23 protein-coding genes are annotated in these 21,160 nt (G+C 59.8%); 16 read left to right on the top strand and 7 right to left on the bottom strand.

From position 1 onward, the window contains the following. Positions 1 to 147 precede the first annotated feature (147 nt). The 6 genes from tilS to ispD all read left to right on the top strand — a co-directional run bounded on the left by tilS (position 148) and on the right by ispD (position 6,823). A complete protein-coding gene (tilS, locus tag HBO19_RS22415) occupies positions 148 to 1,467 on the top strand; it encodes a tRNA lysidine(34) synthetase TilS (RefSeq protein ID WP_170042920.1) in 1,320 nt (439 codons plus the stop codon). 273 nt (positions 1,468 to 1,740) lie between these two features. Next, complete coding sequence (locus HBO19_RS22420; protein WP_169955463.1) at positions 1,741 to 3,372, top strand: CTP synthase; 1,632 nt, start codon at positions 1,741 to 1,743, stop codon at positions 3,370 to 3,372. 5 nt (positions 3,373 to 3,377) lie between these two features. Next, the gene (gene kdsA / locus HBO19_RS22425; RefSeq protein WP_010212442.1) at positions 3,378 to 4,223 is read left to right on the top strand and encodes a 3-deoxy-8-phosphooctulonate synthase; all 846 of its coding nucleotides are present in this window, start codon (positions 3,378 to 3,380) and stop codon (positions 4,221 to 4,223) included. Positions 4,224 to 4,379: 156 nt separating this feature from the next. Further along, complete coding sequence (gene eno, locus HBO19_RS22430) at positions 4,380 to 5,669, top strand: phosphopyruvate hydratase (RefSeq protein ID WP_170058332.1); 1,290 nt, start codon at positions 4,380 to 4,382, stop codon at positions 5,667 to 5,669. A 171-nt stretch (positions 5,670 to 5,840) separates the two neighbouring features. Continuing rightward, positions 5,841 to 6,119 (top strand): cell division protein FtsB, encoded by a 279-nt coding sequence (gene ftsB, locus HBO19_RS22435; RefSeq protein ID WP_029297251.1) that lies wholly within the window; start codon positions 5,841 to 5,843, stop codon positions 6,117 to 6,119. Further along, on the top strand, positions 6,116 to 6,823 hold the full coding sequence (gene ispD / locus HBO19_RS22440; protein ID WP_169955465.1) for a 2-C-methyl-D-erythritol 4-phosphate cytidylyltransferase: 708 nt from the start codon (positions 6,116 to 6,118) through the stop codon (positions 6,821 to 6,823). Before ftsB ends, ispD begins: the two co-directional genes overlap by 4 nt. Before the next feature lie 127 nt (positions 6,824 to 6,950). Here ispD and HBO19_RS22445 read toward each other — a convergent pair whose 3' ends face one another. Next, positions 6,951 to 7,847 carry a LysR substrate-binding domain-containing protein gene (locus HBO19_RS22445; protein ID WP_169955466.1) on the bottom strand — a complete coding sequence of 299 codons (897 nt, stop codon included), beginning with the start codon at positions 7,845 to 7,847 and terminating at the stop codon, positions 6,951 to 6,953. A gap of 108 nt (positions 7,848 to 7,955) precedes the next feature. On the opposite strand from HBO19_RS22445, the gene HBO19_RS22450 reads away from it, so the two are divergent. The 8 genes from HBO19_RS22450 to rpoS all read left to right on the top strand — a co-directional run bounded on the left by HBO19_RS22450 (position 7,956) and on the right by rpoS (position 15,074). Further along, the gene (locus HBO19_RS22450) at positions 7,956 to 9,068 is read left to right on the top strand and encodes an S-(hydroxymethyl)glutathione dehydrogenase/class III alcohol dehydrogenase (RefSeq protein ID WP_029297245.1); all 1,113 of its coding nucleotides are present in this window, start codon (positions 7,956 to 7,958) and stop codon (positions 9,066 to 9,068) included. An 8-nt stretch (positions 9,069 to 9,076) separates the two neighbouring features. Continuing rightward, positions 9,077 to 9,922, top strand: a complete 846-nt coding sequence (fghA, locus tag HBO19_RS22455; RefSeq protein WP_170058333.1) for an S-formylglutathione hydrolase — start codon at positions 9,077 to 9,079, stop codon at positions 9,920 to 9,922. Between the two features lie 54 nt (positions 9,923 to 9,976). Further along, a complete protein-coding gene (gene ispF / locus HBO19_RS22460; protein ID WP_029297241.1) occupies positions 9,977 to 10,450 on the top strand; it encodes a 2-C-methyl-D-erythritol 2,4-cyclodiphosphate synthase in 474 nt (157 codons plus the stop codon). Further along, complete coding sequence (truD, locus tag HBO19_RS22465; RefSeq protein WP_169955469.1) at positions 10,447 to 11,505, top strand: tRNA pseudouridine(13) synthase TruD; 1,059 nt, start codon at positions 10,447 to 10,449, stop codon at positions 11,503 to 11,505. The genes ispF and truD overlap by 4 nt, the downstream gene beginning before the upstream one ends. Further along, positions 11,493 to 12,242: a 5'/3'-nucleotidase SurE gene (gene surE, locus HBO19_RS22470; RefSeq protein ID WP_029297237.1), complete on the top strand. Its 750-nt coding sequence runs from the start codon at positions 11,493 to 11,495 to the stop codon at positions 12,240 to 12,242. Before truD ends, surE begins: the two co-directional genes overlap by 13 nt. Positions 12,243 to 12,283: 41 nt before the next feature. Further along, positions 12,284 to 12,919 carry a protein-L-isoaspartate(D-aspartate) O-methyltransferase gene (locus tag HBO19_RS22475; RefSeq protein ID WP_169865481.1) on the top strand — a complete coding sequence of 212 codons (636 nt, stop codon included), beginning with the start codon at positions 12,284 to 12,286 and terminating at the stop codon, positions 12,917 to 12,919. Between the two features lie 211 nt (positions 12,920 to 13,130). Beyond that, entirely contained in the window at positions 13,131 to 13,964 is an 834-nt protein-coding gene (locus HBO19_RS22480) for a peptidoglycan DD-metalloendopeptidase family protein (protein WP_169955470.1), read from the top strand. A gap of 105 nt (positions 13,965 to 14,069) precedes the next feature. Beyond that, positions 14,070 to 15,074, top strand: a complete 1,005-nt coding sequence (gene rpoS / locus HBO19_RS22485; RefSeq protein WP_038446486.1) for an RNA polymerase sigma factor RpoS — start codon at positions 14,070 to 14,072, stop codon at positions 15,072 to 15,074. A 203-nt stretch (positions 15,075 to 15,277) separates the two neighbouring features. On the opposite strand, the gene HBO19_RS22490 is transcribed toward rpoS, so the two are convergent. Continuing rightward, positions 15,278 to 15,487, bottom strand: a complete 210-nt coding sequence (locus HBO19_RS22490; protein ID WP_002554837.1) for a cold-shock protein — start codon at positions 15,485 to 15,487, stop codon at positions 15,278 to 15,280. 392 nt (positions 15,488 to 15,879) lie between these two features. Here HBO19_RS22490 and dcd point away from each other — a divergent pair, with 392 nt between their 5' ends. After that, entirely contained in the window at positions 15,880 to 16,446 is a 567-nt protein-coding gene (dcd, locus tag HBO19_RS22495; RefSeq protein ID WP_003219273.1) for a dCTP deaminase, read from the top strand. A gap of 107 nt (positions 16,447 to 16,553) precedes the next feature. After that, positions 16,554 to 16,751, top strand: a complete 198-nt coding sequence (locus HBO19_RS22500) for a hypothetical protein (RefSeq protein WP_029297182.1) — start codon at positions 16,554 to 16,556, stop codon at positions 16,749 to 16,751. A gap of 96 nt (positions 16,752 to 16,847) precedes the next feature. On the opposite strand, the gene HBO19_RS22505 is transcribed toward HBO19_RS22500, so the two are convergent. Genes HBO19_RS22505 through HBO19_RS22525 form a run of 5 tightly spaced genes read right to left on the bottom strand, consistent with a single transcriptional unit; the run spans position 16,848 to position 21,029 of the window. Next, positions 16,848 to 17,609, bottom strand: a complete 762-nt coding sequence (locus HBO19_RS22505; protein ID WP_170058334.1) for an ATP-binding cassette domain-containing protein — start codon at positions 17,607 to 17,609, stop codon at positions 16,848 to 16,850. A gap of 13 nt (positions 17,610 to 17,622) precedes the next feature. Then, on the bottom strand, positions 17,623 to 18,741 hold the full coding sequence (locus HBO19_RS22510) for a succinylglutamate desuccinylase/aspartoacylase family protein (RefSeq protein WP_170058335.1): 1,119 nt from the start codon (positions 18,739 to 18,741) through the stop codon (positions 17,623 to 17,625). A 9-nt stretch (positions 18,742 to 18,750) separates the two neighbouring features. Beyond that, positions 18,751 to 19,461 carry an ABC transporter permease gene (locus tag HBO19_RS22515; RefSeq protein ID WP_169955473.1) on the bottom strand — a complete coding sequence of 237 codons (711 nt, stop codon included), beginning with the start codon at positions 19,459 to 19,461 and terminating at the stop codon, positions 18,751 to 18,753. Next, a complete protein-coding gene (locus tag HBO19_RS22520; protein ID WP_169955474.1) occupies positions 19,458 to 20,186 on the bottom strand; it encodes an ABC transporter permease in 729 nt (242 codons plus the stop codon). Before HBO19_RS22520 ends, HBO19_RS22515 begins: the two co-directional genes overlap by 4 nt. A 60-nt stretch (positions 20,187 to 20,246) precedes the next feature. Beyond that, positions 20,247 to 21,029 carry a transporter substrate-binding domain-containing protein gene (locus HBO19_RS22525; RefSeq protein WP_169955475.1) on the bottom strand — a complete coding sequence of 261 codons (783 nt, stop codon included), beginning with the start codon at positions 21,027 to 21,029 and terminating at the stop codon, positions 20,247 to 20,249. Positions 21,030 to 21,160: the final 131 nt, after the last annotated feature.

Below are 21,160 nucleotides of genomic sequence, written 5' to 3' on the forward strand. Positions count from 1 at the left end.
CCCATGTGGGAGCGGGCTTGCCCGCGATAGCAATGTGTCAGTGCCAGATTGGTTGGCTGGTACACCGCTATCGCGGGCAGGCCCGCTCCCACATTTGCGTTGTGTATGCTTGGCTAACGTATTCCAGTTTTGCGGCGGTAACGTGCGATGAAACCAACTCTAACCGCCGAACTCCTGCAAGCCCTGGCCCCGTGGCGCAACGCCTCGGCCTGGCACATCGCTTTCTCTGGCGGACTCGACTCCACCGTCCTCCTGCACTTACTCGCTGATCTGGCAAAAAACCAATCCCTGCCACCTCTGCAGGCTATCCATGTCCATCACGGTCTCCAGGCTGTGGCTGACGGCTGGCCAGCCCATTGCCAGGCGGTTTGTGATGCCGCAGGTGTGCCGCTGCGGGTTATGCATGTGCAAGTGCAGTCAGGTGCAAGCCTTGAACGTGCGGCCCGTGACGCGCGGTACCAGGCGTTCGCCGAGATAATCGGCCCAAGTGAACTGCTACTCACCGGCCAGCACCGTGACGATCAGGCAGAAACCCTGCTGTTTCGCCTGCTGCGGGGCGCTGGGCTGCGGGGCCTCACCGGCATGCCAGCCCTGCGTCCCTTGGGTAAAGGGCACCTGGTGCGGCCGCTGCTGGACATGTCGCGAGCCGAGCTGGAAACCTACGCCCGCGAACAGCAGTTGAGTTGGATCGAGGACCCCTCCAACGGCGACTCACGTTTCTCCCGCAATTACCTGCGTCATCAAGTATTCCCACTGCTCACCGCCCGCTGGCCCCAGGCCGCGAATACCCTGGCGCGAACCGCTGGGCATCTGGCGCAGGCCCAAGAGCTGCTCGATGAATTGGCGCAATTGGATGTGCAGGCTGCGCAGCGGCCATCGGCGCTTGCCTGGCTACCGTTGCCATCATTGGCACTTGCGCCGCTGCGAGATCTTTCCGACGCTCGGCAGCGCAACGCCCTACGGTACTGGCTGGCGCCGCTGACGTTGTTGCCCGACAGCGAGCACTGGATTGGCTGGCACACCTTGCGCGATGCCAAGGCGGACGCACAGCCCGTGTGGCGTTTGGCCGATGGCCAATTGCACCGTTGCAACGATCGCATCTGGTGGATGCCTACCGATTGGTCGGAAATTTCTGATACGCCGCTAAGCTGGTCACACCCGCAAATCCCACTACAGTTACCGGGCAACGGGCAGTTGTATTTCAGCGGGCATGCCCCTGAAGGCCCTTTGAGCATCCGTTACCGCCAGGGTGGTGAAGTCATGGAAGTGCCAGGTCGTGGCCGGCGTGACCTCAAGCGTTTGCTCAACGAAAGTGCTGTGCCAGGCTTTATCCGTGGCAGATTGCCGCTGCTGTACCAAGGCACCCGTCTGGTGGCCGTGGCCAACCTGGCAAGGGCCTCGACAGGGCAGGGGGATGACTGGCAATTACATTGGGCGCCACCAACCTGCGATCAAGGTTTGAGCTGATAGCGCCTTTCCGGTAGACTACGCTCCCTTCTTGATACAACTTCTGTGGATTCTCCTGAAACACAGTCGTTGCCGATTACCAAGCAGTCTTTGCTGGGCGATTCCAAAAAATGTGTAGCGATCAACGTACCGGTGTTCCATTGCTGGTCTGTCACAACGCGGCGGTTTTTTTGAAAGGTGCACTGTGATTAATGCAGGTGATCGGGGGCTTCGGCCTTCCTTCGCTTTCCCCGGCGGCTCCGACCGCTTTAACGCAGACTTCTAGGGTTTTTCATGACGCGCTACATATTCGTCACGGGCGGTGTTGTTTCTTCATTGGGGAAAGGCATTGCCTCCGCTTCGTTGGCGGCCATCCTGGAGGCGCGGGGACTTAAGGTCACCATGCTCAAGCTGGACCCGTACATCAACGTCGACCCGGGCACCATGAGCCCGTTCCAGCACGGTGAAGTGTTCGTCACCCACGACGGCGCCGAGACCGACCTGGACCTGGGCCACTACGAGCGGTTCATCCGCACGACCATGACCCAGAACAACAACTTCACCACCGGCCGTGTCTACGAGCACGTGCTGCGCAAGGAGCGCCGTGGTGACTACCTGGGTGCAACCATCCAGGTGATCCCGCACATCACCGACGAAATCAAGCGCCGCATCATCAAAGGTGCAGGCGATGCCGACGTGGCGATGGTCGAGATCGGTGGCACCGTGGGTGACATCGAATCCCAACCGTTCCTCGAAGCCATCCGCCAGTTGCGTTTTGAAGTCGGCGCCAAGCGCGCGATGCTGATGCACCTGACGCTGGTGCCGTACATCGCCACCGCTGGCGAGACCAAAACCAAGCCTACCCAGCACTCGGTCAAGGAACTGCGTTCCATCGGCCTGCAGCCGGATGTGCTGGTGTGCCGTTCCGATCACCCGATCGACATTTCCTCGCGTCGCAAGATCGCCCAGTTCACCAACGTTGAAGAACGTGCGGTGATTGCCCTGGAAGACGCCGACACCATCTACAAGATCCCGGGCATTCTGCATTCCCAGGGACTGGATGATTTTGTGGTCGAGCGTTTCGGCCTGCAGTGCAATGGCGCGGACCTGTCCGAGTGGGAAGCGGTGGTTGACGCCAAACTCAATCCTGAGCACGAAGTCACCATCGCCATGGTCGGCAAGTACATGGAGCTGCTGGACGCGTACAAGTCGTTGATCGAAGCGATGAGTCACGCCGGTATCAGCAACCGTACCAAGGTCAACCTGCGTTACATCGACTCTGAAGACATCGAAAACCAGGGCACCGCGCTGCTCGAAGGCGTCGATGCGATCCTCGTGCCAGGCGGTTTCGGCCTGCGTGGCGTGGAAGGCAAGATCACTGCGGTGCAGTACGCTCGTGAGAACAAGGTGCCGTACCTGGGTATCTGCCTGGGCATGCAAGTGGCCGTTATCGAGTTCGCTCGTAACGTGCTGGGCTGGAAAGACGCCAACTCCACCGAGTTCGATCACACCAGCGGCCACCCGGTCGTGGGCCTGATCACCGAGTGGGAAGATGCCACTGGCGCTGTCGAAACCCGTACCGAAAGTTCCGACCTGGGCGGCACCATGCGTCTTGGCGCACAGGATTGCCTGCTGGAGTCCGGCTCGCTGGTACACGACTGCTACGGCAAGGACGTGATCGTCGAGCGTCACCGTCATCGTTACGAAGTGAACAACAACCTGCTGCCGCAGATCAAAGAAGCCGGCCTGAAAGTCTCCGGTCGCTCCGGTGATGGCAAGCTGGTTGAAGTGGTCGAAGCTCCGGATCATCCATGGTTCGTCGCTTGCCAGTTCCACCCTGAGTTCACCTCGACTCCGCGCGACGGTCACCCGTTGTTCAGCGGTTTCGTCAAGGCTGCACTGACGCAACATCAGAAGAAGGCGTAAACCTGATGGCCCAGAAGATCATTCGCGTAGGCGATATCGAAATTGCCAACGACAAGCCCATGGTGCTGTTTGGCGGCATGAACGTGCTGGAAAGCCGTGACATGGCGATGCAGGTCTGTGAAGAGTACGTAAAGGTTACCGAGAAACTGGGTATCCCTTATGTGTTCAAGGCCAGCTTCGACAAGGCTAACCGTTCGTCCGTGACCTCCTATCGCGGCCCGGGCCTTGAAGAAGGCATGCGGATCTTCCAGGACATCAAGCAAGCCTTCGGCGTGCCGATCATCACCGACGTCCACGAGCCCGAGCAGGCTGCAGTGGTCGCCGAGGTATGCGACATCATCCAGTTGCCGGCCTTCCTGTCGCGCCAGACCGACCTGGTCGTCGCGATGGCCAAGACCGGCGCTGTGATCAATATCAAGAAAGCCCAGTTCCTCGCTCCCCAGGAAATGAAACACATCCTGAACAAGTGCGTGGAAGCGGGTAATGACCAGTTGATCCTCTGCGAGCGTGGTTCGAGCTTCGGCTACAACAACCTCGTGGTGGATATGCTCGGTTTCGGCATCATGAAACAGTTCGAATACCCGGTATTCTTCGACGTGACCCATGCGCTGCAAATGCCGGGTGGCCGCGCCGACTCCGCCGGTGGCCGACGTGCCCAGGTACTGGACCTGGCCAAGGCCGGTATCAGCCAGTCCCTGGCTGGCCTGTTCCTGGAAGCCCACCCGGATCCTGACAACGCCAAGTGCGACGGTCCTTGCGCCCTGCGCCTGGACAAGCTGGAGCCATTCCTGGCCCAGCTCAAGCAATTGGACGAACTGGTCAAGAGTTTTCCGACGGTAGAGACCGCGTAACCCGCGTTTCTCCGGTAAACTTTCCGCGCTTTATGCTCAGGCCCCCGGGCCTGAGTCTTGTCGTCTGCAAGCCTGCCCCGTTGTTCCACCCTTGCGGTCGGTCAAAAGATTTCCTTCAGCTGCGTCGTTTTCGTCAACTTTGGAGTGTTTACAACAATGGCAAAAATCGTCGACATCAAAGGTCGTGAAGTTCTCGACTCCCGTGGCAACCCCACCGTCGAAGCCGACGTGCTTCTCGATAACGGCATCATCGGCAGCGCCTGCGCGCCGTCCGGTGCTTCCACAGGTTCGCGCGAAGCGCTGGAACTGCGTGATGGCGACAAGAGCCGTTACCTGGGCAAGGGTGTCCTCAAGGCAGTAGCCAACATCAACGGTCCGATCCGCGACCTGTTGCTGGGCAAGGACCCGCTGGACCAGAAAGCCCTCGATCACGCGATGATCAAGCTCGATGACACTGAAAACAAAGGCAGCCTCGGCGCCAATGCGATCCTCGCTGTATCCCTGGCTGCTGCCAAGGCCGCTGCCCAGGACCAGGACCTGCCGCTGTACGCGCACATTGCCAACCTGAACGGTACCCCAGGCGTCTACTCGATGCCGGTGCCAATGATGAACATCATCAACGGTGGCGAACACGCAGACAACAACGTCGATATCCAGGAATTCATGGTGCAGCCAGTCGGCGCCAAGACCTTCTCCGAAGGCCTGCGCATGGGCACCGAGATTTTCCACCACCTCAAAGCTGTGCTGAAGGCCCGTGGCCTGAGCACTGCGGTGGGTGACGAAGGTGGTTTCGCACCGAACCTTGCGTCCAACGAAGATGCACTGAAAGTGATCTCCGAAGCTGTGGCCAACGCTGGCTACAAGCTGGGCACCGACGTGACCCTGGCCCTGGACTGCGCGGCCAGCGAGTTCTTTGAGGACGGCAAGTACAACCTGTCCGGCGAAGGCCAGGTGTTCAACTCCGAAGGTTTTGCTGAATACCTCAAGGGCCTGACCCAGCGCTACCCGATCATTTCGATCGAAGACGGCCTGGACGAGTCCGACTGGGACGGCTGGAAAATCCTCACCGACAAGATCGGCGAGAAAATCCAACTGGTGGGCGACGACCTGTTCGTGACCAACACCAAGATCCTGAAAGAAGGCATCGACAAGAAGATCGCCAACTCGATCCTGATCAAGTTCAACCAGATCGGCACCCTGACCGAAACCCTGGAAGCGATCCAGATGGCCAAGGCTGCGGGCTACACTGCCGTGATCTCGCACCGCTCCGGTGAAACCGAAGATTCGACCATTGCCGACCTGGCCGTGGGCACCTCGGCGGGCCAGATCAAAACCGGTTCCCTGTGCCGCTCCGACCGCGTTTCCAAGTACAACCAACTGCTGCGTATCGAAGAGCAATTGGGCGGTAAAGCCAAATACAACGGCCGTGGTGAGTTTCGCGGCTGAGTAGTTGATGGTAAAAAGACAACGGATTGTGTCGGAAAACTCGCTATAGAGTGAGTTTGCGCACTAATCTGATGCCTATCAAGCACAAGCCTGGGTCTTCCAGGCTTCGTGCTATCAGTTGCTTCAAAAGTTTTGCATGGCTGTCTTTTTTCACTGGATACCCGATATTCGATGCGCAGTCCCAATTGGTTGTTCCTCGTCTTGCTCTTGCTGCTGGCTGGCCTGCAGTACCGCCTTTGGGTGGGCAATGGCAGCCTGGCGCAGGTGACCGACCTGACCCAGCAAATTGCCGCGCAGCACGCCGAGAACGAGGTGTTGCTGGAGCGCAACCGTGTGCTCGATGCCGAAGTGCTTGAGTTGAAAAAAGGCATGGAGACCGTTGAAGAGCGGGCTCGTCATGAATTGGGCATGGTCAAGGAGGGTGAAACCCTCTACCAGTTGGCCCAATGAACGCCTGTTTGCCGGCCTTCTGGGCCGTGATTCCTGCCGCGGGCGTCGGTGCCCGCATGGCCGCGGACCGTCCCAAGCAGTATCTGCAGTTGGGCGGGCGCACTATTCTCGAACACAGCCTTGGCTGTTTCCTCGACCACCCGAGCCTCAAGGGGCTGGTGGTCAGTCTGGCTGTCGATGATCCTTACTGGCCCAACCTGGCGTGTGCCGGCGACCCGCGTATCCAGCGCGCGGACGGCGGGGCGGAGCGCTCAGGCTCGGTGCTCAATGCACTGCTGCAACTCAATGCCCTGGGCGCCAGCGATGACGACTGGGTGCTGGTGCACGATGCCGCACGGCCGAACCTGAGCCGCGAGGATCTCGACACGTTGTTGGCGCAGTTGGCGGATGACCCGGTGGGCGGCTTGCTGGCCGTACCGGCCCGCGACACCCTCAAGCGTGTCGACAAGCAGGGGCGGGTGGTGGAAACCATTGATCGCAGCCTGATCTGGCAAGCCTATACCCCGCAAATGTTCCGCCTGGGGGCCTTGCACCGCGCCTTGGCTGATAGCCTGGTGGCTGACGCGGTCATCACTGACGAAGCCTCGGCCATGGAATGGTCCGGCCAGGCGCCACGCCTGGTGGAAGGGCGCGCGGACAATATCAAGGTGACCCGGCCGGAGGATCTGGAGTGGCTCAGGTTGCGGTGGGCTAATCGCCGGTAGGCTGCTGGACCGAGGTGACTTCATCGCAGGCAAGCCAGCTCCCACACCTGACCACATTCCAACAGGGATACGCGGTCAGGTGTGGGAGCTGGCTTGCCTGTGATGAGGCCAGGCCTGACACCCCAGATCACCCGCCATACTCCGGCCGCCCAGCCAGCCCTTCCTTCAGGTAGTCCACCAACTTGCGCACCTTCGGCGACAAATGCCGCTGCTGCGGATACAGCGCCCACACTGCAGTATTCGGCGGTTGGTGGGACTCAAGTAGTGAAACCAGCGCGCCGCTGTGCAAGTGCTCCAGCACGTAATAATCCGGCAACTGGCATAACCCCACCCCTTGCAGCGCCGCATCCAGCACCGCCTGCCCACTGTTGCAGCGCCAGTTTCCCTGCACCCTTTGGGAAAATTCGCGCCCATCCTGGGCCAATTGCCAAATATCCGAGCTGCCGACCAGGCAGTTATGCCGGCTCAATTCCGACAAGCTATGGGGGCGCCCATACCGTTCCAGGTAGGACGGCGACGCACAGAGATACATGCGCCGGGGGGCCAGGCGGCTGGCGACCATTCGCGAGTCTTGCAGGCGGCCCAGGCGAATCGCCAGGTCCAGGCCTTCATGCACCAGGTCGAGGGGGCGGTTGCTCAGCTCGATATCCACCCGCAACTGCGGATACAGCCCCATGAAGCGCGTGACCAGCGGCACGATAAAGCGTTCGCCATAAGCCACGGCGCAGGTCATGCGCAACATACCCTTGGGTTCGCTGGTCAGGTCGCCTACGGCGCGCAGGGCCTCTTCGCGCCCATCCTGCAGGCGTTGGCAATGTTGCAGGAAGGTTTGCCCGGCCTCGGTCAGCGTAACGCGCCGGGTACTGCGATACAGCAGGCGGGTTTGCAGGCGTTCTTCCAGGCGTGCGACCTGGCGGCTGATATGGGACGAGGACACGCCCAGGCGTTCGGCAGCCGCAGTAAATTGGCTGCATTCGGCGACGGCGACGAACTCATCGATGCCTTCCCAGCGATTTTCCAGCATGGTGATTATCCCAGTACGGCAATAATGTTTTGCTTTTACCTGGATTATTAATCAATGGGCCGTGTTTTACACTGTTCGTCTTACTTTTAAGCCCCAGGAGAAACCCGGATGATCAAGTCACGCGCCGCTGTCGCCTTTGAAGCCAAGAAACCACTGGAGATCGTGGAAGTGGATGTGGCCATGCCCAAGGCCGGTGAAGTCCTGTTGCGCGTGGTCGCTTCCGGGGTTTGCCACACTGACGCCTACACCCTGTCGGGCGCCGATCCGGAAGGCATCTTTCCATCGATCCTGGGCCACGAAGGCGGCGCGGTGGTCGAAGCGATTGGCGAGGGTGTGACTTCGGTGGCGGTGGGCGACCACGTGATCCCGCTGTACACCCCGGAATGTGGCAAGTGCAAGTTCTGCCTGTCGGGCAAGACCAACCTGTGCCAAGCCATCCGCGCGACCCAGGGCAAAGGCCTGATGCCAGACGGTACTACGCGTTTTTCCTACAAAGGGCAGCCGATCTTCCACTACATGGGGACTTCGACTTTTTCCGAGTACACAGTGTTGCCGGAAATCTCCGTGGCCAAGATTCCCAAAGAAGCGCCGCTGGAAAAAGTTTGCCTGCTGGGCTGTGGCGTCACCACTGGTATCGGTGCCGTGATCAACACCGCCAAGGTCAAGCCGGGTGACACCGTGGCCATTTTCGGCCTGGGCGGGATTGGTTTGTCGGCCGTGATCGGTGCAGTTAAAGCCAAGGCCGGTCGTATCATCGCCATCGACATCAACCCGGCCAAGTTCGAGATCGCCAAGCAGTTGGGTGCCACCGACTGTATCAACCCGAAAGACTACGACCGGCCGATCCAGGATGTGATTGTCGATTTGACCGACGGCGGTGTGGACTTTTCCTTCGAGTGTATCGGCAATGTCCAGCTGATGCGTGCGGCCCTAGAGTGCTGCCACAAAGGCTGGGGCGAGTCGGTAATCATTGGGGTCGCCGGGGCTGGCCAGGAAATCGCTACCCGTCCATTCCAACTGGTGACCGGTCGTGTCTGGCGCGGTTCGGCCTTCGGTGGCGTGCGTGGCCGCAGCGAGTTGCCAAGCTACGTGGAAATGGCCCAGACCGGCGAAATCCCGTTGGATACCTTCATCACCCACACCATGGGCCTGGAAGATATCAATAAGGCATTCGACCTGATGCATGAAGGCAAGAGCATTCGTACCGTCATCCATTTCTGAGGTCGGCCATGAGTCTGGAAAACCTGTCATGCCAGAAGAGCTTCGGCGGCTGGCACAAACGCTATAAGCATCATTCCGATGTACTCGATTGCGATATGACCTTCGCCGTCTACCTGCCACCGCAGGCGGAGCAAGGCGGCAAGTTGCCGGTGCTGTACTGGCTGTCGGGCTTGACCTGCACCGATGAGAACTTCATGCAAAAGGCCGGCGCGCAGCGTATGGCGGCTGAGCTGGGATTGATCATCGTCGCCCCGGACACCAGCCCCCGTGGGCCGGGTGTGCCGGGCGACCCGGACAATGCCTGGGACTTTGGCCTGGGTGCCGGGTTTTACTTGAATGCCACGCAACAGCCGTGGAGCATGCACTATCGGATGCATGACTATGTCGTGCAGGAATTGCCGGCGTTGGTTGAAGCGCATTTCCCGGCGTCCGACAAGCGCGGCATCAGCGGGCATTCAATGGGCGGCCACGGTGCGCTGGTATGCGCCTTGCGCAATCCGGGGCGCTACCAGTCGGTGTCGGCGTTTTCGCCGATCAACAATCCGATGGATTGCCCTTGGGGGCAGAAAGCGTTTTCCCGCTACCTGGGGGAGGAGCGCTCCAAGTGGCGCGAATGGGATGCCTGCGTGCTGATCAGCGAAGCCTCGGAAAAACTGCCACTGCTGGTGGACCAGGGTGATCGCGACGACTTCCTCGCCACTCAACTCAAGCCCGAAGCCTTGCAACAAGCCGCCAAGGCCGCAGGCCATCCGCTGGAGTTGCGCCTGCAACCGGGCTACGACCACAGCTACTTCTTTATCGCCAGCTTCATCGATGACCACTTGCGTCATCATGGACGTGCTTTGCTCGGTTAATGTCTGGCAAAAGTAGGTAGAATCACGCCCTGAATTAACTCGGGGCGTTTTTTTATGCGTATTGGCCACGGCTATGATGTGCACCGTTTCGCCGAAGGCGACTTCATCACCCTGGGCGGCGTGCGCATTGCGCACCACCATGGGTTGCTGGCTCATTCCGACGGCGACGTTGTGCTGCATGCCTTGAGCGATGCCTTGCTCGGCGCGGCTGCATTGGGAGATATCGGCAAACACTTTCCGGACACCGATCCGACTTTCAAGGGCGCGGACAGCCGCGTGCTGCTGCGGCATGTGGTCGGCCTGATCCATGCCAAGGGCTGGAAGGTCGGCAACGTCGATAACACCATCGTTGCCCAGGCACCCAAAATGGCCCCGCATATTGAATCGATGCGCGCAGTGATTGCCGCCGATCTGCAAATAGAACTGGATCAAGTCAACGTGAAAGCCACCACCACCGAAAAGCTCGGGTTTACCGGTCGTGAAGAGGGCATTGCGGTGCACTCTGTCGCCTTGTTGCTGCGCGCATGAACGAACTGCAACTGTTGGGCCCGCGGGCCTATGGCGAGGCGCTGGGCAGCGCGGTGCTCAAGGCGACTGCCGAAGATTTCCAAGTGGATGAAGTGCTGGATATCCCGCTGACCGGCGAGGGTGAGCACCTGTGGTTGTGGGTGGAAAAGCGCGGCCTGAACACTGAAGAGGCCGCGCGACGTATTGCCAAGGCTGCCGGCGTGCCCTTGCGCACGGTGAGCTATGCCGGCCTCAAGGATCGCCAGGCGCTGACGCGCCAGTGGTTCAGCGTGCAACTGCCGGGCAAGGCCGACCCAGACCTGAGTGCGGCGGAAAACGACACCCTGAAAATCCTCAAGGCCGCCCGTCATAAACGCAAGTTGCAGCGTGGCGCCCATGCGGCCAACGGTTTTACCCTGCGCCTGACCCAACTGGCCGGCGACCACGGCGCGATCGATGCGCGCCTGCAATTGATCGCCAAGCACGGTATCCCCAACTATTTCGGCGCCCAGCGTTTTGGCCATGATGGCGGTAACGTCGTCGATGCCCGCGACTGGGCGGCCCGCAAGGCCTTGCCGGAACAGCGCAATGTACGTTCGCGCCTGCTGTCGACCGCGCGCAGCTTTGTGTTCAATAAGGTGTTGGCGGCGCGGGTTGCCGATGGTTCATGGCAGCGTGCCCAGGTCGGTGACCTGCTGGCGTTCACCGACAGCCGCAGCTTTTTCCCGGCGGGGGAGGCGGAGTGCAGCGATCCGCGCCTGGCCATCCTCGACCTGCATCCCACCGGCCCACAGTGGGGTGAAGGCGATTCGCCCGCCGCTGGCGCCACCCATGAGCTGGAGCAAGCTGTCGCCGCGAGCGAGGCGCACCTGTGCGAGTGGCTGGCCAAAGCCGGCATGAGCCAGGAACGGCGCATTCTGCGACTGCCCATTGGCGGGTTGACGTGGCATTATCCCGAGACTGACATTCTGCAATTGGAATTCGTCCTGCCGGCCGGATGCTTCGCCACTGTCTTGGTGCGCGAGCTTGTTGATCTGGTGCCGGTGGGGCAGACGGACAGCCCATGCGTATTCTGATATCTAACGACGACGGGGTCACCGCACCCGGCCTTGCCGCGCTTCATGCTGCGCTGGCAGATTATGCCGAGTGCGTGGTGGTTGCCCCGGACCAGGACAAAAGTGGCGCCAGCAGTTCGCTGACGCTCGACCGTCCGTTGCACCCGCAGACGCTGGCCAACGGCTTTATCAGCGTTAATGGCACGCCGACCGATTGCGTGCACCTGGCCATCAACAGCTTGCTGGCCGATGAGCCGGACCTGGTGGTTTCCGGGATCAACCTGGGCGCCAACCTGGGCGATGACGTGCTGTATTCCGGCACCGTGGCGGCGGCCCTGGAAGGGCGCTTCCTGGGGCGGACGGCCTTTGCCTTTTCGCTGGCGTCGCGGCAGGTGGATAACCTGGCGACCGCCGCTTATTTTGCGCGCAAGCTGGTTGAGGCCCACGGCACCCTGGTGCTGCCACCGCGTACGGTGCTCAACGTCAATATTCCCAATCTGCCCTTGGACCATATTCGCGGCATCCAATTGACCCGCCTGGGCCACCGCGCCCGCGCTGCGGCACCGCTGAAAGTGGTGGATCCCCGTGGCAGGGAAGGCTACTGGATTGCCGCAGCGGGCGACGCCGAGGATGGCGGGCCGGGCACGGACTTTCATGCGGTGATGCAAGGTTATGTTTCGATTACCCCGCTGCAACTCGATCGCACCTTCAATGATGCCTTCGGTGGTCTCGATCCCTGGCTGGAGGGGCTGCGCTGATGGCTCGTGAACAGGACGACCTGTTGCGCCGGGGCATCGGCATGACCTCCCAACGCACCCGTGAGCGTTTGATCCAGCGACTCTATGAAGAGGGACTGTCCAACGCCCAGGTGCTGGAAGTCATCCGCCGTACCCCGCGCCATCTGTTTGTCGATGAGGCCCTGGCCCATCGCGCCTACGAAGACACCGCGCTACCGATTGGCCACAACCAAACCATCTCCCAGCCCTATATGGTGGCGCGGATGAGTGAGCTGTTGTTGGCGGCGGGTCCCTTGGACAAAGTGCTGGAGATTGGCACCGGCTCCGGCTACCAGACTGCCGTGCTCTCGCAACTCGTGGAGCGGGTGTTTTCCGTCGAGCGGATCAAGGTCCTGCAGGACCGGGCCAAGGAGCGCCTGGTGGAGCTGAACCTGCGCAACGTAGTGTTTCGTTGGGGTGATGGCTGGGAAGGCTGGCCGGCCTTGGCGCCCTACAACGGCATCATCGTGACTGCGGTGGCCACCGATGTACCTCAGGCACTTCTGGACCAATTGGCTCCGGGCGGGCGCCTGGTGATTCCGGTGGGATCGGGCGAAGTGCAACAGTTGATGTTGATCGTGCGCGAAGAAGAGGGTTTTTCCCGGCATGTCCTGGGGGCAGTGCGTTTCGTTCCGTTACTTAATGGGCCGCTGGCCTGAACAATTGTCACGGTGTAGTGAATTCTATTGCTGGGTATGTGTCTTACAGCGGGGTTCATCGAGTCAACATCAAGTTGGGTAGTTATTAAACGAGATGAATTTTTCGTTTCTACCTTGTTGCCGGTTAAAGTCTGGCAGCCAGTTATACTTGCGACATATTTCAAGCCTGATACAGGCGTTCATGTTTCAGCCACCACAAAGGGAGCGGCGGGTGAGTCTCACAGTCATTGCGCAGCGTATGAGTAAAACTAGCTTTCAGCGACTGGTGATTGGCCTTGTCTTGAGTTCCTTGCTGGCTGCCTGCTCCAGCACAGGCAGCGGCGCGCGCGTGGTTGACCGCAATAATGCGGCACCGCAACGGCCGACGGTGACCACCGGGCAATACGTGGTGCGTAAGGGCGATACCATGTTCTCGATCGCCTTCCGTTATGGCTGGGACTACAAGGCGCTGGCCGCGCGTAACAACATTCCTGTGCCTTATACGATACATCCGGGGCAAACCATCCGTTTCGATGGGCGCACGGGTTCGGCGCCCACGGCAGTTGTGACAAAATCCGGTTCATCGGCCTCTTCTTCCAGCAAGACGACGGTCTTCACCCGGCCTGCAGGCACCGTTGCGCCTAAGGTTGCGAGCAAGCCGGCACCCGCGCCGTTGCCACCTGCGGGACCGGCACCGACCGGTTGGGGATGGCCCTCAAATGGCATTCTTATTGGAAAATTCTCTTCAAACGGTAGTTTGAATAAAGGCATTGATATCGCCGGAGATTTGGGACAGCCTGTTTTAGCTGCGTCTGATGGGACTGTTGTATACGCCGGGAGTGGTCTACGGGGCTACGGCGAATTAGTCATCATCAAACACAGCGATACCTACGTCAGTGCCTACGGTCATAACCGCAGGTTGTTGGTTCGGGAGGGGCAGCAGGTCAAAGTCGGACAGACAATTGCCGAAATGGGGTCGACTGGTACAGACCGGGTGAAACTGCACTTTGAGATTCGCCGCCAAGGTAAACCTGTAGATCCACTGCAATTCCTACCCCGGCGTTGATGTGTTGTCAGCCTGTTCCCTCACGTAGAAGGAACAGGCTCCAGCGTTGCCAAGGATAAAGGCGTCGCTTGAGCTTGAGGTCGAACTCACCAAAGGACTATAACAATGGCTCTCAGTAAAGAAGCGCCGGAGTTTGACATCGACGATGAGGTTCTCCTTATGGAGACCGGCATCGGTACGGAATCGATGTCGAATGAGGGACCCGCTGTACCTTCAGTTCGTACCAAGTCCAAAAACTCCACAGCGTTAAAACAGCATAAGTATATTGATTACACCCGGGCGCTCGATGCGACCCAGTTGTACCTCAATGAAATCGGCTTTTCCCCCTTGCTCACTCCCGAAGAAGAAGTCCATTTTGCGCGATTGTCGCAAAAGGGAGATCCGGCTGGGCGCAAGCGCATGATTGAAAGCAACCTGCGCCTGGTGGTGAAAATCGCCCGACGCTACGTCAATCGTGGGCTTTCCCTGTTGGACCTGATCGAAGAGGGCAACCTCGGCTTGATCCGGGCGGTAGAGAAGTTTGACCCCGAGCGGGGTTTTCGCTTCTCGACCTACGCGACGTGGTGGATTCGCCAGACCATTGAGCGCGCAATCATGAATCAGACTCGGACCATCCGGTTGCCGATTCATGTCGTCAAGGAGCTTAACGTGTACCTGCGGGCGGCACGCGAGCTTACCCAGAAACTTGATCATGAACCTTCGCCTGAAGAGATCGCCAACCTGCTGGAAAAACCAGTGGGAGAGGTCAAGCGCATGCTCGGGCTTAACGAGCGTGTGTCTTCGGTCGATGTCTCGCTGGGTCCGGATTCGGATAAAACCCTGCTGGACACCCTTACGGATGACCGACCCACGGATCCGTGTGAGCTGTTGCAGGACGATGACTTGTCACAAAGTATCGATCAATGGCTTTCAGAGCTGACGGACAAGCAGCGCGAGGTGGTGATTCGCCGCTTTGGCCTGCGTGGCCATGAAAGCAGCACCCTGGAAGATGTTGGCCTGGAGATCGGCTTGACCCGTGAGCGGGTGCGGCAGATCCAGGTAGAGGGTCTCAAGCGCTTGCGGGAGATCCTGGAGAAAAATGGCTTGTCGAGTGAGTCGTTGTTTCAGTAGCGGCTTGTAAGGTAGCTATGAGAACGCCCGGTGCATGGGAATGCACCGGGCGTTTTGCGTTGTGCCAATCCCCTTGCGGGAGCCCGGCTTGCCGGCGATGGCGACCTTGAGGGCGGCCCTCGCTGGCAAGGTCAGTATCAAATCCCAGGCATAAAAAAACCCCGCTTTTAAGGGCGGGGTTCTTTCGACTAAGTCAGTACAAGTTAGATAACTTGAACTTCTTCAGCTTGCATGCCTTTCTGACCGCGGGTAGCGATGAAAGAAACCTGTTGGCCTTCTTTCAGGCTTTTGAAGCCGTCGGATTGGATAGCTTTGAAGTGAACGAACAGGTCGTCACCGGATTGTGGAGTGATGAAGCCGAAGCCTTTTTCATCGTTGAACCACTTAACGGTACCAGTTTGGCGATTAGACATGGTGTATCTCCTTGGACAAAGTTAACTGCGACTCAGGAAAAGCCCTGGCCGAGACTGAGTGCAAAGAGCAGGAAAAATTCTTGGAGATGGTTGGATCGAAATTCAACATATCGTGTAGAGATTCTCAGTGACACAAGCAGCACAGTGGCGCCACCTTAACCCTTTTTCCGGAACGTGCCAATGGTATTTCCGAAGGTTTCTCTATTTTCGTGACTGGCGGTGCCTTTTACAGGCCTGCGGCCCTTAAATTCAGGGCCAGGGCCCGCCCCGTACGGCTGACAGTGACCCGGCGCAACTTAATCAAGAAAAACCCCCGCGTCCTTTGAACCGCGAGGCCAGCCCCGGTAAGATGCCCAACAGAATTTTCCACCTCGCTATTCAGGACACCCGCCATGAGCATCAAATCGGACAAGTGGATTCGCCGCATGGCGCAAGAGCACGGCATGATCGAACCCTTCGTCGAGCGCCAGATGCGCGGTGAAGGCGCCGAACGCCTGATTTCATTCGGGGTTTCCAGCTACGGCTACGATGTGCGTTGCGCCGATGAGTTCAAGGTCTTCACCAACATCAACTCGGCCACCGTCGATCCGAAAAACTTCGATGAAAAGAGCTTTGTCGATGTGAAGAGCGACGTGTGCATCATCCCACCAAACTCCTTCGCCCTGGCGCGCACCGTCGAGTTCTTCCGGATCCCGCGCAACGTCCTGACCATCTGCCTGGGCAAGAGCACCTACGCGCGCTGCGGCATTATCGTCAACGTGACGCCGCTTGAGCCTGAGTGGGAAGGCCACGTGACCCTGGAGTTCTCCAACACCACCACCTTGCCGGCCAAGATCTACGCCAATGAAGGCGTGGCGCAGATGCTGTTCTTCGAATCCGACGAAGAGTGCGAAGTGTCCTATAAGGACCGTGGCGGCAAGTACCAGGGCCAGCGCGGCGTCACTCTGCCACGCACCTGATAGAAACGTCTTACAGCTCAAGGGAATTTGTCAGCGGGCAGGCACTCTATTGGGTGTACTGCCTCGGCGCGTGCACAGCGCGTCGAGCCACGCTTGAGGAGTACCCTATGAAGATCGACCCGCGAATCAGCGCCGAACTTGCTCGGCTGGAACCCAATCAGATTGGTGTTCTGGCCTGGTCCCTGATGGCCGACCCCGCCGCCGGCGGCATCCCAGGCCAGCCTGACCCCGATACCCCGGAACAACCTACCGAGCCTGGCGTACCCACCCTGCCGGACGAGCCACCACCCGCGCCAGTGGCCTGACGCCTCGCCCTTTGTAGGAGCCGGCTTGCCGGCGATGCGGTCTAAGTTTTTACAGCATCGGTACCTGAGACTCCGTTATCGCCGGCAAGCCGGCTCCTACAGGTTGCCGCGCAGGAACTGTTGCAGCCGCTCGCTTTTCGGGTGGCCCAGCACGTCTTCCGGCGTGCCTTCCTCCTCCACCAGGCCTTGGTGCAAGAACAGCACCTGGCTGGACACTTTGCGCGCAAAACTCATCTCGTGGGTCACCATGATCATGGTCCGCCCCTCTTCGGCCAACCCCTGGATCACCTTCAGCACTTCGCCCACCAGCTCCGGGTCCAGGGCCGATGTGGGCTCGTCGAACAGCATCACCTCCGGCTCCATCGCCAGGGCACGGGCGATGGCCACCCGTTGCTGCTGGCCACCCGACAGGAACGCCGGATACTGCTCCGCCACCCGTGCGGGCAGCCCAACCTTGTCCAGATAGCGCCGGGCACGGTCCTCCGCGTCCTTCTTGCTGCAACCCAAGACCCGGCGTGGGGCCATGGTGATGTTCTCCAGCACGCTCATATGGCTCCACAAGTTGAAGTGCTGGAACACCATCGCCAGGCGGGTGCGCAGGCGTTGTAGCTCGGCTTCGTCGGCCACGCGCATGCCGTGGCGGTCGCTGACCATGCGGATCGGCTGGCCATCAAGGCTCATGGCGCCGTCATTGGGTTGTTCAAGGAAGTTGATACAACGCAGGAACGTGCTTTTGCCAGAGCCGCTGGCGCCGATCAGGCTGATCACATCCCCGCTTTTGGCCTTGAGCGAAACCCCTTTGAGCACCTCATGGTCGCCATAGCTTTTATGCAGGCCTTCAACGGTCAGTTTATACATGGGGCGTGCATCCTCAAGGCGATAGTAAATAGCCGCTGCGATAGGGCGTAAGGCCGGCGACATGGGCAATCACCATGCCCGCCGTGGCCATGCGCCGCAGCGAGCGGGCATACATCAGGCCGGCATGGCGGCAGTGGATGGGCGTGACGTGGTCGTGAATCGGGTCGATGATCTCGGCCACCAGTTCCCCGGCCTCCAGGTATTGCCCTGGCAACGCGTGGAACACCAGCAAGCCGCCCGCCGGGGTCGCCACTGGTTCGACGGCGGCCAGCGGCGTAGCGGGGTAGGGCAAGTCGGGCAGGGGCGCAGGCTCGCCGCTGATCGCGCCAAATCGGATCAGGTAGTCGATGATCGCCTGGCAATCGAGGCTGGCCAGGCCGTGATTGACATCGCCCTGGCCGCGCAACTCCAGGGTCACGGAAAAGCTGCCCAGGGGGATCTGGAAACGCTCGCCAAAACGTTGCTGCAACTGCCACCAGAGCAGGGTGAAACACTCATCGAAGGATTGTCCGCCCGAATCGGTGGCCAACAGGCTGGCTTCGGCGCCGATATAACGGGCCAGCGGCTCGACCTGCGGCCAGGCCTCGGGGGTGGTGTAAAGGTGGGCCACGGCTTCGAAGTCGCAATGCAGGTCCAGCACCATATCGGCGTCACAGGCCAGGCGTTGCAGCACCAGGCGCTGGGATTGCAGTTGTGTGGCTGGTACATGGCGGTCGAGGGCCTGGCGCAGACTATCGCGGATCAGTGCGACGTTGCGCCTGGGATCATCCCCCAACAGGCCCTCGACCTGATTGCCGACTTCTTCGCTGAGATCGAAGAACAGGCGATTGAAGTTCTGCCCGCTCTCCAGCTCGTAGCGGCCCAGGGGCATGTCCATCAGTACTTGCTCAAGGCCCGCCGGGTTGGCCACTGGCACCAGCACGATTTGGCTGCGCAGGCGGCCGGCCGCGGCCAGTTCCGCCAGGCGCACCTTCAAGTGCCAGGCCACCAGCATGCCGGGCAGTTCGTCGGCGTGTAGCGAGGATTGGATGTAGATTTTGCCTTCGGCCTGCTCTGGCCCGAAGTGGAAACTGTGGATCTGCCGTGCCGTGCCTGGCACCGGTGCGAGAAGGGGATGAATCTGTTGCCGCATAGGGGCTCCTTAATGGCTCGGCCCGAGAAAGGCCAGCCAGCGACGCTCCGCCAGACGAAACAGACCGACCAGGGCAAAGGTCACGGTCAGGTAGATCAGCGCAGCGATACCAAACGACTGGAAAGTGAGGAAGGTGGCCGAGTTGGCGTCCCGGGCGACTTTGAGGATGTCCGGGATCGTCGCGGTAAAGGCTACCGTCGTCGAATGCAGCATCAGGATCACTTCATTACTGTAGTACGGCAATGAACGGCGTAGGGCCGAGGGCATGATCACGTAGGCGTACAGTTTCCAACCGCTCAGGCCGTAGGCTTTCGCCGCCTCGACCTCACCGTGGGCCATGCTGCGGATGGCCCCGGCGAAAATCTCCGTGGTGTAGGCGCAGGTGTTGAGGGCAAATGCGAGGAGCGTGCAGTTCATTGCGTCGCGAAAAAAACCATCCAGCACCGGTTGCGCGCGAACGGCGGCGAGGCTGTAGATGCCGGTGTAGCAGATCAGTAGTTGGATATACAGCGGTGTGCCGCGAAACAGGTAGGTATAGAACTGCACCGGCCAGCGCACCCAGCGGTTTCGCGAGACGCGGGCGATGGACAGTGGGATCGACACCACGAAGCCGATGCAGATCGAGGCCGTGAGCAGCCACATCGTCATGGCCAGCCCAGTCATGTGGTTGCCATCGCTGTAGAGGAAGGGCCGCCAGTATTCCTGCAACAATTCAATCATCGCACTGCCTCCCGTGAGCCTGCGGCGTAACGGGCTTCGAGCCTGCGCAGGACGAAGTTCGACGCGCTGGTGATGGCCAGGTAGATCAAGGCCGCGACCACCAGGAAAAAGAACAGTTGGTAGGTACTTTTGCCGGCATCCTGGGCGGCCTTGACCACATCAGCCAGGCCGATGATCGACACCAGCGCCGTGGCCTTGAGCATCACCATCCAGTTATTGCCGATGCCCGGCAGGGCGAAGCGCATCATTTGCGGGAAGGTCACGTAGCGAAAGCGCTGCCCGCGCTTGAGGCCATAGGCCGTGGCGGCTTCCAACTGGCCGCGGGGCACGGCGAGGATCGCACCGCGAAAAGTCTCGGTGAAATACGCACCGTAGATAAAACCCAGGGTAATCACCCCGGCGCCGAACGGGTTGATCTCGATGTATTCCCATTCCATGTAGTCGGTGAAACTGGTCAGCCAGGTTTGCAGGCTGTAGAAAATCAGCAGCATCAGCACCAGGTCCGGCACCCCGCGAATCAAGGTGGTGTAGAGCTGCGCGGGAATGCGCAACAGCGCCAGGCTCGACAACTTGGCACTGGCGCCGAGCAGGCCCAGCACGACGCTGACTGCCAGGGACAGCACTGACAATTTGATGGTCATCCAGGTGCCTTGCAGCAACAGTGGGCCAAACCCTTGCAGGCTGAACGCACCAAGCCCGAGGGTCTGCAACAGGTCTTCAAACATGGGGTACGCCTTTGGCCATCGAGAGTGCGCCCACCCCGTGCGGGGGTGGGCGCCGCAGCGTTATTTGCCGCTGTAGAGGTTCAGATCGCCAAAGTGTTTTTTCTGGATAGTGGCGTAGGTGCCATCATCGTGTAACGCTTTGATACCTTTATCCAAGAGAGCTTTCAGCTCTTTGTTACCTTTTGCGATGCCCACGGCAGTCTTGGACGGCAGCATTTCGCTGTCCACCGGCTTGCTGACTTCGTAATCGGCACCTTGTGGCGATTTTAAAAAGCCCAGTTCGGCCTGCAGCATGTCCTGGATCGAGGCATCGAGGCGGCCCGAGGTCAGGTCGGCGTACACCTGGTCCTGGTTCTGGTAGGCCTGGGTTTTGATCCCGGCTTTGTCCAGCACGGCCTTGGCGTAGGCTTCCTGGATGGTGCCTTGTTCATAGCCGACCGTCTTGCCCTTGAGGGACGCGATGTCTTCGCTCAGGCCGGAGCCTTTCTTGAACACGTAGGAAGTGGGGCCGGAAAACAGCTCGCTGGAGAAGTCGATGACCTTCTCGCGGGCCGGGGTCACGGTCATGGACGAAATCACACCGTCGAACTTCTTGGCCTTGAGGCCGGGGATCATGCCGTCAAAGTCACTTTCTACCCACTTGCAGGTGACCTTCAGCTCCGCACAAATGGCATTGCCCAGGTCGATATCGAAGCCCACCAGGCTGCCGTCGGCGGCCTTGGATTCAAACGGCGCGTAGGAAGGGTCCACACCAAAACGCAATTCTTTGTATTCCTTGGCCAAGGCGGTACCGGCGGCCATGCACAGCGCGAGTGCAGAAAGGGTCAGCAATGCTTTTTTCATTATGTAATCCCTGGGAACCAAGATAAGCGCTTGTGGCGCGATTAGGACTGTTACTGAACGGTGTCAGACGTATCGCAAGTAGCAATTTCTGCACCATAGTTCTGAATAGTCTTTTTAATTGGTGGGATTAC

Origin of the sequence: Pseudomonas sp. WS 5021 (assembly GCF_012985535.1) — a bacterium.
Taxonomy (GTDB): Bacteria; Pseudomonadota; Gammaproteobacteria; order Pseudomonadales; family Pseudomonadaceae; genus Aquipseudomonas.